Annotated in this window: 8 protein-coding genes; 7 read left to right on the forward strand and 1 reads right to left on the reverse strand. The window is 45.0% G+C overall.

The window, feature by feature from the left end; all coding sequences use genetic code 11:
* Positions 1–93 precede the first annotated feature (93 nt).
* The 3 genes from ACVC7Q_RS01270 to trxA all read left to right on the forward strand — a co-directional run bounded on the left by ACVC7Q_RS01270 (position 94) and on the right by trxA (position 5,642).
* Positions 94–2,079, forward strand: a complete 1,986-nt coding sequence (locus tag ACVC7Q_RS01270) for a peptide ABC transporter substrate-binding protein (RefSeq protein ID WP_447264528.1) — start codon at positions 94–96, stop codon at positions 2,077–2,079.
* Positions 2,080–2,199: 120 nt separating this feature from the next.
* Complete coding sequence (locus tag ACVC7Q_RS01275) at positions 2,200–5,229, forward strand: CocE/NonD family hydrolase (protein ID WP_447264529.1); 3,030 nt, start codon at positions 2,200–2,202, stop codon at positions 5,227–5,229.
* Between the two features lie 98 nt (positions 5,230–5,327).
* Positions 5,328–5,642, forward strand: coding sequence for a thioredoxin (gene trxA, locus ACVC7Q_RS01280; protein WP_003002728.1), 315 nt, complete (start codon positions 5,328–5,330; stop codon positions 5,640–5,642).
* 189 nt (positions 5,643–5,831) lie between these two features.
* Here the strand turns inward: trxA and ACVC7Q_RS01285 are convergent, their stop codons facing one another.
* Positions 5,832–7,313 carry an alpha-amylase gene (locus ACVC7Q_RS01285; protein ID WP_447264530.1) on the reverse strand — a complete coding sequence of 494 codons (1,482 nt, stop codon included), beginning with the start codon at positions 7,311–7,313 and terminating at the stop codon, positions 5,832–5,834.
* 182 nt (positions 7,314–7,495) lie between these two features.
* On the opposite strand from ACVC7Q_RS01285, the gene ACVC7Q_RS01290 reads away from it, so the two are divergent.
* The 4 genes from ACVC7Q_RS01290 to ACVC7Q_RS01305 are packed head-to-tail and all read left to right on the forward strand — an operon-like array spanning position 7,496 to position 14,667.
* A complete protein-coding gene (locus ACVC7Q_RS01290; protein ID WP_447264531.1) occupies positions 7,496–10,594 on the forward strand; it encodes a CocE/NonD family hydrolase in 3,099 nt (1,032 codons plus the stop codon).
* Positions 10,595–10,617: 23 nt separating this feature from the next.
* Positions 10,618–12,249 carry a M20/M25/M40 family metallo-hydrolase gene (locus ACVC7Q_RS01295; RefSeq protein WP_447264532.1) on the forward strand — a complete coding sequence of 544 codons (1,632 nt, stop codon included), beginning with the start codon at positions 10,618–10,620 and terminating at the stop codon, positions 12,247–12,249.
* A 38-nt stretch (positions 12,250–12,287) separates the two neighbouring features.
* Entirely contained in the window at positions 12,288–13,031 is a 744-nt protein-coding gene (locus tag ACVC7Q_RS01300; RefSeq protein WP_049516337.1) for an ABC transporter ATP-binding protein, read from the forward strand.
* Positions 13,021–14,667, forward strand: a complete 1,647-nt coding sequence (locus tag ACVC7Q_RS01305) for a hypothetical protein (protein ID WP_447264533.1) — start codon at positions 13,021–13,023, stop codon at positions 14,665–14,667. Before ACVC7Q_RS01300 ends, ACVC7Q_RS01305 begins: the two co-directional genes overlap by 11 nt.
* Positions 14,668–14,704 lie beyond the last annotated feature (37 nt).

Raw genomic sequence — 14,704 nt, forward strand, 5'->3', positions numbered from 1 at the left:
TAAAAAACTAAAATTTTCTGAAAATTCCTTTTCTTCTGAAAATCTTTGTGGTATAATCTTAAAATAAACTTAAAATTTCTTAAGGAGTTTTACATGAAAAAAAGAAATGTCATTGCACTTGCGGGAGTTGCTCTCCTTTCAGCAGGTATCCTAGCGGCTTGTTCTGGTGGTTCGAAATCATCTAGCTCAAACAACGGCCAAAAATTCTCATATGTCTATGAGACGGAACCTGAAAACTTGAACTATATCACATCTGGTAAAGCAGCAACCCACGATATCACAGGAAACTTGATTGATGGCTTGTTTGAAAATGACAAATACGGTAACTTGATTCCGTCTCTTGCAAAAGATTGGACGGTTTCCCAAGATGGCTTGACTTATACTTATAAACTTCGTGATGATGCTAAATGGTATGATTCAGAAGGCGAAGAGTACGCAGATGTCACGGCCAAAGATTTCGTCACAGGGATCAAATATGCAGCTGATAATAAATCAGAAATGCTCTACATCATCCAAGATTCTATCAAAGGCTTGAATGACTACGTCAGCGGTAAAAATAAAGATTTCTCAGCTGTAGGAGTTAAAGCAGTTGATGATCATACCCTTCAAATCACTTTGAACCAACCAGAATCTTTCTGGAACTCTAAATTGACACTTGGGATCACTTTCCCTGTCAACGAAAAATTCGTGAAATCAAAAGGGGATAAATTCGCCCAAGCAAGTGATACTAGCTCCCTTCTTTACAATGGTCCTTACATCTTGAAGAGCTTTACTTCAAAATCTTCTATCGAAATGACTAAGAATGAAAACTACTGGGATAAAGACAAGGTCTACGTCTCAGATGTAAAATTGGAATTCTACGATGGACAAGACCAAAGTAAATTGGCGAAATCATTCGGTGAAAATGCTCTTAGCTTGGCAAAACTTTTCCCAACTGGATCTGGTTACTCAGAGCAAGCCAAAGAATTTAAAGACGAAATCACCTACACTCCTCAAGATGCTGCTTCTTATGTCATTGGTACCAACATCGACCGTCAATCTTACAAACACACAGCTAAGAAGACCGATGAAGAAAAACAATCTACTAAGAAAGCCCTCTTGAACAAGGACTTCCGTCAAGCGATTAGCTTTGCCTTCAACCGTGAAGCTTATGCTGCTCAATTGAACGGAAAAGACGGAGCAAGTAAGATCATCCGTAACCTCTACATTCCACCAACATTTGTCCAAGCTGATGGCAAGACCTTCGGTGAAATGGTAAAAACACAATTGGATACCTATGGAGATGAGTGGAAATCTACTAAACTAGATGATGGTCAAAACGGTCTCTTCGATGCGAAGAAAGCGAAGGAAGAGTTTGCAAAAGCGAAGACTGCCTTGGAAGCAGAAGGTGTGAAATTCCCAATTCACATCGATATGCCTGTGGACCAAACCACTCCATCAAGAGTTCAACGGGTGCAATCTTTCAAACAATCAGTTGAAGAAGCGCTTGGTAAAGAAAATGTCGTCATCGATATCCAAATGCTTTCGAAAGAAGACCTTCAAAATGTGACCCTCTTTGCGCCAAATGCGGCTGGTGAAGACTGGGATCTCTCTGATAATGTTGGATGGAGCCCTGACTACCAAGACCCATCAACTTACATGGATATCTTGAAAGCTTCATCTGGTGAAAATACTAAGACTTTCCTTGGATTTGACCCAAGTGAAAACAATGAAGCAGCTAAAAAAGTTGGTCTGTACGACTTTGAAAAGATGATCAAAGATGCTGGTGCAGAAACACAAGACGTCAACAAACGCTATGAAAAATATGCGGCTGCGCAAGCTTGGTTGACTGATAGCGCCCTTGTTATGCCAACTTCTTCATCAACTGGACGTCCATTCTTGACACGTATCGAACCATTCTCAGCTCCATTTGCATGGACTGGTGGTAAAGGAAAAGACCACGTGATCTACAAAGGAATGAAACTCCAAGACAAAGCTGTGACAAGTGCTGACTACAACAAAGCCCTTGAAAAATGGCAAAAAGAACAAGCAGAGTCAAATAAAAAAGCACAAGAAGATCTTAAGAAACACGTTAAATAAGGATCGATAACCGAGGCTGATGCCTCGGTTTTTTTGTGGATCAGATGAATATCTGTTTGATATTAAAACGCTTACATAGTATAATGGGAGTGTTGATTACAAAAAAGTTAGGAGACTGACATGAAAAAGAAAACAATGGTTTCCATTGTCGCATCGAGCTTACTGATCGCGCCAATGGTTTTGCACCAAGTAGCAGCAGCAGATGAGCAGACAGAAGAGTTAGCTCCATCGACAGAAGTGGTCCATGCTCCAGCTACAGAGGTGTCACCGACAGCACGTGACACAAGTACTAGCTCTAGTGAAGAAGGGACAAGCTCAAGTGAGGCATCGCTGGATCGGACAGCAGTTGCAAATCACGTAGCTCCTACAAGAGAAGCCCACACAGCCCCAAGTGATCCAACTGTTCCAGTAGCAACTCCAGCAGCAACAAACAGGGAAGTTGCACCTCAATCCACTCCTACTTCAGAAGCACCGGCAACAAGTCAGGATTTGGCAAAAGTCACAGGTTCGACCCTTGCAGCGGATCAGACCTCTAAGGAGTTGACAGTTCAAGACGCTGTTAATGGCTTGCTTCAATGGGCAGCAACGGATCCAAGCCAATTGGGCCAAAACCAAGCAGATCGGGAACGCTTTGCCAAGAGTTTAGGTTTGATTGAAACATCAGAAGATCTGACTCGTAAGGTCAGTCAGCCAGAATTGGCCAAGATGTACGAAACAGCTAAGAAACTCTATGATGCTTACCGGGCTGAAAAGAAAAGTCCGCTCTTTTTAAATGGTCGTGCCCAGCCTATTTTCCCTTATACGACGGGAGAAAAAGCAGACGAAGACTACAAATATGAGGACAGCCAAATTGTCCGCTTCCCAGTCTATGTCGAAACGGACTACGACACCGATGCAGATGGCAAGCCAGACTTGGTCAAAGCCATTGTTCAATTACCAAAAGCAGTCGCGCAAGGCGATTTTAAGGCAGCAACTATTCTCGAAGCGCGTCCTTACGTAGCAGGAACACTCGATGAAAACTACGTGACCCTTGAAAGTCTGGGGCTTCCGACAGATGGCAGCTACGACATGAAGAAACTGCACAGCCAACCTGCAAAGAGACAGCCAGTTGGCAGTGAGACGACAGTAGAAGCAGCGAAAAAAGCCAAAGCATCGGATTGGTACTACTACAGTCCCTACGAGTATATCTATGACTACGAAGATCTCAACTGGTACGACTATTTCTTGGTCAGAGGCTATGCCTTTATCTCGAGTGCTGGACTTGGGACCAAGGGATCAGAAGGCTTCAATACAACCGGATCTGACCTCGAAATCAATGCTTTCAAGAATATCATCGAATGGGTCAATGGCAAACGCAAAGCCTACACCGATAAGACTAGCAATATCGAAATCAAGGCAGACTGGGCAAGTGGCAATGTCGCAATGACCGGTCTATCCTGGGCTGGCACCACAACCTTTGGTGTGGCAGCGACTGGCGTAGAAGGCCTAAAGACTATCGTTCCAGCAGCAGGGATTGCTTCTTGGTATGATTATTTCAATAGCCAAGGGACCCAATTTGGCAATGCACCTTATAGTGACCTTTCATGGCTCTCCCTCTACGTTAGCACGCGGATGCTGGATCAAGAAGACTGGGCAGGGATTTGGCAAAACTATTCCAACTACATCAACCAATTGAACAAGGACCAGTACGCTCATGATCGCAACTACAGTGATGTCTGGAAGGAGCGGGATTATACCCTTCATCCAGAAAATCTCAAGACCAGCGCCCTGATCGTCCATGGCTTGAATGATGACAATGTCAAAACCAAACACTTTGAACTCATGTACGATGCGCTCAAGAAAGCGGGACAAGATGTCAAGCTCTATCTCCACCAAGGAGACCACGTCTATCCAGCAGCTATGTCTCGTGGCTATGGGATCACAGCCAAGGGCCAAGATTTCTATGACCTACTCAATACTTGGCTGACCCATTACCTCTATGGTGTGGACAATCACGTCGAAAGTTTGCCAGCAGTTCTAGCTCAAAACAACTATGATCCAAGTAAGTGGACCAGCTATGATAACTGGAAGAGCAGTCAACGTCTCTTCTTGAATGCTCAGTCGAAACGCTTGGAAGAAACCATTTCAAGTGACTATGCGGCTGCGGGTGTTGAGATCGCTAACCGTAATGAAACAGTCAGCAAAGCCTCTTCTAAGGCTAATCTGACCTTTGTTTCTGATGTCACTGAGGACACTACGATCAAGGGCCACATTCCCGTTCATTTCAAGGCAGCTCTTGCCAAAGGTCAAGGAAAGAATTTCCAACTCAATGCCCTCTTGGTAGACGTGGCAGATGAGGACTTTGACGTGGTAGGAAATGGTAGCGTCAAGCAAGATAAAACAGCAGACGGTTTCTGGATGGGAAGCAATTTAAGCAATCTATCTGTAGCCGAATACGAAACCATCAAGACCAAGTACAAGGTGATCGCAAAAGGCTGGATCAACCTTGCTAACCCTGAGTCTGGCTACGATTCAGCCAGCTCACGCGCAAGCATCGAGCCAAAAGTTGGGGAATACCATGATTATACGGTCTATCTCCAACCAAATCTCTATACAGTTAAGAAAGGTCACAAGTTAGCTCTAGTCTTTAACACCTATGACCCATCTGATTTAACGGTGGAGCACCCATATGAAGTGACCTTCAAGACAGATTCTATCCAGGCTGCGATTCCAATTGTCGAAAAGACCCGCGCCCAAAAGGCAAGCTATGTACCAAGTGCAAGCGATACAGACTATGTAAACCTGCCAGAAGTTGGAGGAGCTGCTCTAGTAGCACCAGAAGTGCACTACAAGGAAGAATATACGCTTCCAAGCCCAGAACATCTTGTCCAACCAAGCCAAGATTTTCCTGAGAAGGTCGTTGAGATGAAGACCGCATCAGCTGCTCAAGAGCACCCTCACCTTGCTCTAGCTGTATCCTATGGCCCTCAATTTGTTTCATCAGGATTGGCAGAAGATCCTCAAGCTCCAACTCCTGCAGTAGAAGGAGGGCATACGGACCATACGCTTCCACAAACAGGTAGCAAAGAAGATACTCTGGGTCTCTTAGGTCTGTTTACCCTGACAGCTTCTAGCCTCATCTTTAGGCGCAAGAAGAAAGAAGATGCTTAAGGAGTCCCCGTAGCAAATATTTCTAAAATGGCATCATTTAGTGTAAAATAAAAGTAGAAATGCAGAATCAGTAGATGCCTACTGAAAAAGGAGGAATTATGGCACACGTAATCACAGATGCAACGTTTGAACAAGAAACCAGCCAAGGACTTGTCTTGATTGACTTTTGGGCAACTTGGTGTGGTCCATGCCGCATGCAAGCTCCAATCTTGGATCAGTTGGCAGAAGAAGTACATGAAGATGATTTGAAAATCTGTAAGATGGATGTAGATGAAAATCCAAATACAGCACGTCAATTCGGTATCATGTCGATCCCAACTCTTCTCTTTAAAAAAGATGGACAAGTTGTCAAACAAGTTGCTGGAGTTCATACGAAAGCGCAATTGAAAGAAATCATTGCAGAATTGAGCTAAAAAGAAGACTCGTTTTCCAAACTGGAAAACGAGTTTTTTTGATGCTCTTTATTGCTTTTAAATAGACACGCTACCCATTGACAGCGCTTTCTTATCGTGCTAAAATGAAGCTGTGTTTCCTATAAAATTTTTACAGGAAAAAATTCTCCTAGGAACATGTAGATCCTAGGAGAAAATCACATTTATTGGTTATTGGCCCTCTGTATCTTTTGCGACCCAGACGCTGACAGAGCTTTCTGCCACTGGGAATTCGGCGGTCCCATCTTCTTGGACTTGCACGGTTTCAGTACAATTTTCTAGGACGTCATAGTAGGTGAGGCCTGCATAGGCTGTTCCGATCTCCATGATCTTAGTAGCAGCTTGGTTATTCGAAATCAAGCAGGCTATCGGTGCTGCTTCTTCTGTTCCTGATCGAGTCCAGCCGATGCAATTTGGACCATCGAAGTAGTCCGTTTGCTCCCCGTAGGCAAGATCCTTCCGAACCCATAAGAGACGATCGAGTACCTCTTGGAAACTTTCTTGCGCAAATTTACCTGTGATACCGTAATAATCACCATAGAAGACACATGGTAAACCAGCTTCGCGAAGTAAGATCAAGGCATAGGCTGCAGGTTTGAACCATTCTTGGATGGTCGATTCCAAGGCTTGGCCTCTCTGGGTATCGTGATTATCGACAAAAGTGACGGCCTGTTCCGGATGATGTAGGGCCAGTGTTCCATCAAACAAGGTTCGAAGGTCGAAATTTTCACCTTCTTGGCTGGCTCTAAAGAGGTTATGGTGGAGGGCTACATCGACCAGGTCATACAAATAATCAATACTTTCCAAGTATTCATCGTTAGTTTCTTTATCCCCATTCCAAAATTCACCGAAGACGTAGAAATCTTCACCGTACTTTTGGGTGATATTGTGGATGAAATTCTTCATAAAGAAGGAGTCGATGTGTTTGACCGCATCCAGACGGAAACCTTCTACCCCAGTCGTTTCGATAAACCATTCCGCCCACTGATCGAGATTTTCTACAACCTCGGGGTGTTTAAAATCGATATCGGCATACATGAGGTAATCGTAGTTTCCATTTTCATTGTCCACCAGATCCCCATGGGCCCAACCTTTGTTGTCCCCTTGGATTTGGTAGATCCCATTTTTATTACGAGAAGCATCGTAGTCGGTACCGGTGAAGTGGTACCAATGCCAATGGAAGTCATTATAGGCTCCCTTTCGGCCATCAAAGGTAAATTTGGTCCATCCTTGAATGGTGAATGGCTCGGTGAGGACATGGTTTCGATCCATGGGATCGACCTCAACGACTTCGAACTCCTCTAGGCCATCTGCTGCAGCCTTGTGGTTAAGAACGACATCGGCCATTGGTTGAATGCCCGCATCTTTGAGGGCTTGAATGGCTTGCAGATAATCTTCTTTGAAGCCATATTTGGTGCGAACCGTCCCTTTTTGATCGAACTCACCCAAATCAAAGAGGTCGTATACGCCGTAGCCAACATCATTGTTGGAAGTGGCTTTAAAAGCAGGTGGCATCCAGACTTTGCGAATTCCCAAGTCTGCTAAGTGTTGCGCATCTTCTGCAAGGCGCGTCCAGTGGTTGCCATCAGCTGGCAAGTACCACTCAAAATATTGCATTAAGGTTTGATTTTCCATCGTTATTTCTTCTTTCATGTGAATGGTCCTATTTTACCAAAAATAGTTGGATGCGACAAACGTTTGTACTGGAAGCAAGACCTTTTTATAAAGAAATCGCATACATGAAACATACATGAAAGAAGTGAAGTGATAATAAAACATCATAGAGTCAGGTTCCGCTAGGACTGACTTTGAAAATGGTGAAAGGAGACCATTTTATGAAAAAAACAACTTTTGTTTCTCTACTCGTCACAGGTTTACTGATTAGTCCTGCTGTACTCGCCCAGCACGTGCAAGCAGACCAAGTAAGCAGCACAACTTCTGAGGAAACGGTGGCCCCTCCAACGACAGTTCCTGAAGCTACTGAAACAGTGAGCTCAACACAAGGAGACAACAAAGAAAACGTACAACCTGAAAAAGTAGAAGAGGCGCTCGTCTCTACCCAACCAACCACTCTAACAACTACCCCGACACCTGAGCGACATGAAGAACCTGCTGTAAGTCCAGCAGAAGTGGAGACTCCAACTGTTGCGCCAACCCTATCCAATCTGCCAAGCCCTGAATCTGCTACAATTACCGTTCGCAGTCAAGAGGTGAGCGAGACTCCAAAAGTAACCCAAAGAGACTTGGCTGAAATTACTGGTGCGACTGTAACCGACCAGGATCGTGAAAAAGAAGTTACGGTGACGGAGGCAGTCAATCAACTATTGAACTGGGCTTCGACCAAGGAAAATCAAGTCGGGTCTACCGATAAAGACCGTTTGGCTTTTGCTAAGAGCCTTGGAATGGTCAAGGAAGGAGTGGAGGGTTCTGCTCCAGTTACGGATCTCACTTCGATGGTTGATGTAGCCAAACAGCTCCGTGCCGCTTACCGCGCAGACAGAAAGACCCCTCTCTTTTTGAATGGACGAGCACAGCCCATCTTCCCATTTTCACCTGGGGATGATATTGAGCATTATTCCTATGACAAGAGTGACATCGTCCGCTATATTGTCTATGTTGAAACTGACTATGATACCGATGGGGACGGCAAACCTGATTTAGTAAAGACCTTTGTACAGGTGCCAAAAGCTGCTGTCAATGGGGACTATAAGGCTGCGAGTATCTTTGAAGCTAGCCCTTATGTAACAGGGACGACCGAAGAGCGGACTTTAGAAGGGATTGGCCTGAAAGAAGGTGGAAACTTCGAGATGGCCAAGCTCTATGAAACACCTGCCAAACGCCAAGCCAGTAAAACGGTTACGACAGAAGAAGTAGCCAAAGCGACCGATCCAAAAGAATGGTACTATGTCAATCCTCGTGAAAGCTCGGATGACTATACACACTATGACTATGAAAATCTCAACTGGTACAATTATTTCTTGGTTCGTGGTTATGCAGTAGTGACCAGCAGTGGTTTGGGCTCAAAAGGATCAGATGGAATCAATACGACCGGCTCTGACCTTGAAGTGGCAGCTTACAAGAATATCGTGGAGTGGCTTAACGGCAAACGAAAAGCTTACTCTGATAAGACTAGCAACCACGAAGTCAAGGCAGACTGGTCCAACGGCAATGTCGCCATGACAGGCTTGTCTTGGGCAGGTACGACGACATTTGGTGTAGCGTCTACTGGAGTAGAAGGCCTCAAGACCATTGTGCCAGCTGCAGGGATTGCTAGTTGGTATGATCATTTCAATAGCCAAGGATCTCCTCTTGATACCGGAGCTTCTAATGATCTTTCTTGGCTTTCTGTCTATACCTCAGGTCGAATCCTTGATAAGGAGGATTGGGACAAGGTCAAGGATTACTATGCAGCCTATATCACCAAGCTCAATGAACTCCAGCACAAGGATGGTCATAATTACAACGAAGAATATGCCAAACGCGACTACACCTTAAATGCAAGTAACTTAAAGGCGGCCCCTCTCATTATCCAAGGGCTCAATGATGATAACGTCAAGCCTAAACATTTCGAACTTATGCTGGAAGCCTATAAGAAGGCAGGGATTGATCCCAAGGTCTTGCTCCACCAAGGCAATCACATCTATCCATCTACTCGTTGGTCAGGGACAGAAGTCGCAGGCCAAGCCTTTAATGACCTAATGAATCTCTGGTATAGTCATTACCTCTATGGGATTGAAAATGGGATTGAAAATCTTCCACAAGTAACGGCTCAGGACAATCTGGATCCAAGCAAGTGGCGTCGATTTGATAAATGGGATACAAATAATGCCATCTCCGCTCGAATTTACTCCAAACGGGAGGATGTGACAGTAACTGGTGATTACTATGGTACCGGAAATAACTGGACCACACGCAACCAAGATGCAGCCTTCCATTCTTCAGAAGTAGCCGCTTCCTATGCAGCACCGGTGGATCAAGATGTAACCATCAAAGGTCATATCCCTGTTCATTTTAGCGCTGCTTTTGTAAAAGGAGACAAAAACCATGCCCATGTCAGTGCGACCCTGATGGATGTCGCAGACGAAGACTTTGATGTGGTCAAAGAAGAAATCACCTATGACAAAGACGGTTATAGTACACGCACACTAGAAAAGGAAACGATCGATGAGACAGGCTACTGGAATGGTAGCAACCTTGAAACTCTGCCTCTCAAACGCTACAAGACCCACAAGGTTAAGAGTGTGGTGATTGCGCGTGGGTGGATGAATTTGGCCAATCCAGCATCTCGCTATGACTCAGCAAGTTCTAGTCATTCTATCAATCTGAAAGAAAATGAATATCATGATTACACCATGTATCTGCAACCAAATCTTTATACGGTGAAAAAAGGTCATCGACTGGTTTTGAGTTTGCACACCTACGATCCAGATTACATCTATTTTGCAGATCCTTATGAAGTGACCTTCAAGACAGATTCTATTTCTGCAACGATTCCAATCGTAGAAGATAGTCGCTCTCTCTTGTTCCGTTATCAACCGAGTGAAAAAGATACAGAGTATGCCACTTTGGCAGATCGGATCTTACCAATTGCAACCATCCATCCAAAAGTAGATCCTGAACAAAATCCAAGTCCAGTAGATCAAGCAGAAAAACCAATTGTTCCAAGTGATCCAATGACGCCAAACAATCCAGCTGCTTCTGAAATTCCTCAAAACCCAAGCCATGGTCGGGATCTGATGGACTTCCGTAAGGAACAAAAAGAAGAAACTGCACAAGAATTGGCTCAAAGAGCTGATAATGACAAGATAGAAGTGACAAGCCAACCAAGCCTTCCCAAAACAGGTCAAGCAACAAGTCCTTGGACTCTCTTTGGATTCCTAGGACTCATGCTCACCAGCCTTTTGTCACTTGGCAAAGCTCACAAAGATGAATAATAGAAAAGAAGGATGGAGAGAAAGTGAAAACCACCAATAGAGAGAGCATCGAAGCGATTTTTACCCAAGCCTTGGCGATTCCAAGCTTCACCAACACGGAGACAGAGCAAGGAATCGAAGCCTATCTGGATCAACGGATTGCCCAGATCCCCTATTTTAAGGAACATCCGGACCACTTTGGGCGCTATCAGGTGCCACAGGATCACATGCATCGGTCGGTCAACTGGGCCTTGCTTGATAAAGGCAAGAAAAAAACTCTTATCCTGTTTCACCACCATGATACAGTCGATCTTGAAGACTATGGAAATTTGGCAGAGATCGCGCTCGATTCTGATAAAGTAGCAGCAGCCTTGAAAACACTGGATATGCGACCAGTTATGCAGGCTGATTTAGCTTCTGGGGATTGGAAATTTGGCAGAGGATCTTGCGATATGAAAGCAGCCTTGGCCCTTCAATTAGGGGTTCTAGAAGCTTATGCAGCGGATCCCTCAGGAGGTCAGGTCAATCTTCTTTATCTCTCTGTTGGAGACGAGGAATCCTATTCACGTGGGATGCGGGGAGCTTTGGGGCTCCTGATAGATTTGCAGGAAAAGTTTGATCTGGATTATGTATTAGCAGTAGATTCGGAGCCCTTTGAATCGGATCTAGAAAAAGAAAAAGTCCTTCACATTGGCACAGTGGGTAAACTCATGCCAGTCGTTGTGGCGCAAGGTGTCTTATCCCATATGAAGGAGCCCCTTAAAGGGATCAATGCCTTGTCGCTCTTAGTGGCCATCGCAAGCCAGCTAGATCTTCATCCCGATCTGGCAGATCAGGCGCTTGGGGAAACGTCTCCCCTTCCTTCTTGGTCCTATCTCAGAGATTTGAAGGAGCAGTACGATGTATCGACCGTGCTCTATGCGGCTGGCTATTTTAGTGTTCTTCATTTGAAGAAAACACCCCAAGAGCTCCTACAGCGGATTTATGAGCTTAGTCAGGAGGCCTTGGATGACTTTTACAAGAAGTATGAACACTTGCAGGATCAGGCTGGACAAGACCATATGATTGCAAGGCCAAAAGTCATCACCTATCAAGAACTAGAGGAACGTTGCCAAGGTATAGAGGGCTACCAAGCCTTTAGGGAAGCTTCCAACAAAAAGTCCGAACACGATTTTCGTAATGGAACCAGCTACCAGATCCTTGCGATCCAGCAAATCCAGCGACTCCTAGAGTTTCTTGGAGATAAGGATCCCATGGTGGTCATTGGTTTTGCGCCCCCCTATTATCCTTCCATGAATTGCCGCTTTTTGGGCAATACAGAAATCAAGATCGAGTCCCTGATCGCAGATTACTGCCAGTATCTGGACCAAAGAGGCTATAGCTTGAAAGTCGAGGAATACTTTATGGGGATTAATGACACCAGCTATTGTGCCTTGGAAAAGGATGTAGCCTCTTATCAAGTCGTCCTAGATAGCCTCGCCACTCCGGCGCAAATTTATGATCTGGATCTGGATAAAATTGCTCGAATTCAGGTTCCAGCGATCAATCTCGGGCCCTGGGGCAAAGAATTGCATAAGCGAGGAGAGCGGGTCTATAAAGAAGACTTTTTGGATACCATTCCAACCTATCTGCTAGAATTGCTCTACCATTTCGATGATCGCTTATCAACAGAATAAGAAAAACGATCCCTGTGAGGATCGTAAAGGGAGTTAGTATGATTACATTCCACGGAGTTACCAAAGATTACGATGGGCACATTGCCCTCAACCACTTGGATCTGACCATCGAAGATGGGCAAATTGTCGGACTGATTGGACATAATGGAGCCGGAAAGTCAACGACGATTAAGAGCCTGGTCAGTGTCATCACCCCAAGCACTGGGACGATTGAAGTGGACGGGCAGGACCTCTATAGCCATCGGCTTGCGATCAAAAAGAAGATCGGTTACGTGGCGGATTCGCCGGATCTTTTCTTGCGTCTCACAGCCAATGAATTCTGGGAGTTGGTTGCGACCTCTTATGATATGAGTCAGAAGGACTGTGATCAACGCTTGGAAGAGCTTCTTACGATCTTTGATTTTCAGAGTCACCGCTATGAAGTGATTGAATCCTTTTCACATGGGATGCGTCAGAAGGTCTTCGTCATTGCAGCGCTCTTATCCGATCCAGATATCTGGGTCTTGGACGAACCGATGACCGGGTTGGACCCGCAGGCTTCTTACGATTTAAAACAAATGATGCGCCAACATGCGGATCGCGGAAAGACCGTTATTTTCTCTACTCACGTCTTAGAAGTGGCCGAACAACTCTGTGATAAAATTGCTATTCTGAAAAAGGGAAATCTCATTTTCTATGGGACGATCGAGGAATTGAAGGGACAACATCCAGAACAAAGCCTGGAAAGTATCTATCTCAGTCTAGCGGGGCGGAAGGAAGAAGGTGGCGATCATGCGTCTTAAGATCATCCAACAGCTGGTCAATGTCAATATCATCTATGCAAGCCAGCCAGCCCAGATCGCAAAATTACGTGCCAAACAGGCCAAAAAACCGGACGTCAAACTCAATGTTGCCCGCAAATCGGTGCTCAACTACCTCTTTTTAGGATTGGTCTATTTCGTCATATTTGGCTTGCTCTTTAGCATTTATGATTTTGTAAACCAACCAGCCTTCTTTGTCAATATGGTCGCCCTCTTTTCCTTGATGACCATTTCTCAAGGCTTTATGAGCTTTTACAATGTCTTTTATGAAAGCAAGGACCTGCAGTTTTACCGGCCCTATGCCTTCTCAGATGCGGAAGTCATTGCTGGAAAGAGTATCTCGGTCATCCTGACCCTTCTCATGGCTATCCTTCCCTTGGTCAGCTATTTTCTGATCCTGCCTGTCCAAGCAGGCAGCTTCAATCCGTTAGGGATCCTGCTAGGCCTCTTTTGTGCCTTAATTCTCTTAGGCGTTCTATTTTTAGCGACGATCATCCTATCCCATCTGATCACTAAGACCCTCTTTTTCAAAAAACACACGACCCTGGTCTCCAACATCATGGTCGGAATTGGTTCTCTTCTGAGTCTAGGAGCTTATCTCTATCTCAATCTAGTCCAGACCCATCGGGTAGAAGTGACGGGGGGCGCAGATATTCCCATTCTATTTCCACCTTTTACGGCCTTTCATCAGTTCATCCTCCATCCTTTTGATGGAGGAGCGATCCTCGGCCTTCTGGGCTGGATAGCGGTGCTTTTGGTATTGATCGGCTTAGTTCGCAAAATCGTGATCCCACAATTCTATGATGCAGCTCTTGCAGTTGCGACCAACCAAACCGTCAAAGAGCGCGTGAGAGGCATCAAGGTTGGCCAAAAAGACTCCTTTAGACGATTTGTCATTCAGTATCATCGCAGACTCTTGAGCGATGGAACCCTTATGGTGCAAGTTCTCTTGATGATGAGCATTCTGCCATATATTTTTCTCCTCAGTGGAGCAGCAGGAGCATCGAAGAATATAGGAGGCCTCAGTCCTTACTTGACACCCCAGTATCTGGTGCCACTGACCCTTGTTGCCATCTTGATCGGTGTGTTCAATAGTTTTGGAGGCTTGACCAGTATCGGTATTTCGCTGGAGCGTGAAAACTTTGAGTACTTGAGATCGCTCCCTATTGATTTTAAGCGCTATCTCTTTATGAAGTTTTGGTTGCTCTATTTGGTGCAATCCATCCTTCCTGTCCTTCTTCTGGTTGGTGTTTGTCTCTATTTTGGCGTGCATCCCTTGGCCATCCTTGCCATGTTGCTGATCTGGTTTGTAACCACCATTCCGATCTGCATTCGAGACTATGTCAAAGATTTTCAAAATTTTAGTACCAATTGGACCAATATCACAGAGTTGATGACTCGTCATCGTGGAAATGCAGCTCTTCAGTCTATCCTCTTGATTGTCTTTATCTTTGTGATGTTTCTCTTGATCATTGTTAGCTTCATTTGGACCTATCATTCCGTCAGCACCCTGCTGGCTGTGATCCTTTATAGCGTCATCCTGCTAATCGGAGCAGGAATCAGCTCTGCCATCTACCGCAAAAAAATCCGCACTCTCTACCAAGAGATCGGAGAATAAAAAGAGAGAGTGGGAAAGAAATCGGTCATTCGTTAGA

It is taken from the genome of Streptococcus sp. W151, assembly GCF_053010205.1.

What these genes read in the sequence shown, in the direction of transcription:
- ACVC7Q_RS01290 (WP_447264531.1), top strand. Translation starts at nt 7,496, where the DNA reads ATGAAAAAAACAACTTTTGTTTCTCTACTCGTCACAGGTTTACTGATT.
- ACVC7Q_RS01305 (WP_447264533.1), top strand. Translation starts at nt 13,021, where the DNA reads ATGCGTCTTAAGATCATCCAACAGCTGGTCAATGTCAATATCATCTAT.
- ACVC7Q_RS01275 (WP_447264529.1), top strand. Translation starts at nt 2,200, where the DNA reads ATGAAAAAGAAAACAATGGTTTCCATTGTCGCATCGAGCTTACTGATC.
- ACVC7Q_RS01285 (WP_447264530.1), bottom strand. Translation starts at nt 7,313, where the DNA reads ATGAAAGAAGAAATAACGATGGAAAATCAAACCTTAATGCAATATTTT.
- ACVC7Q_RS01300 (WP_049516337.1), top strand. Translation starts at nt 12,288, where the DNA reads ATGATTACATTCCACGGAGTTACCAAAGATTACGATGGGCACATTGCC.
- trxA (WP_003002728.1), top strand. Translation starts at nt 5,328, where the DNA reads ATGGCACACGTAATCACAGATGCAACGTTTGAACAAGAAACCAGCCAA.
- ACVC7Q_RS01270 (WP_447264528.1), top strand. Translation starts at nt 94, where the DNA reads ATGAAAAAAAGAAATGTCATTGCACTTGCGGGAGTTGCTCTCCTTTCA.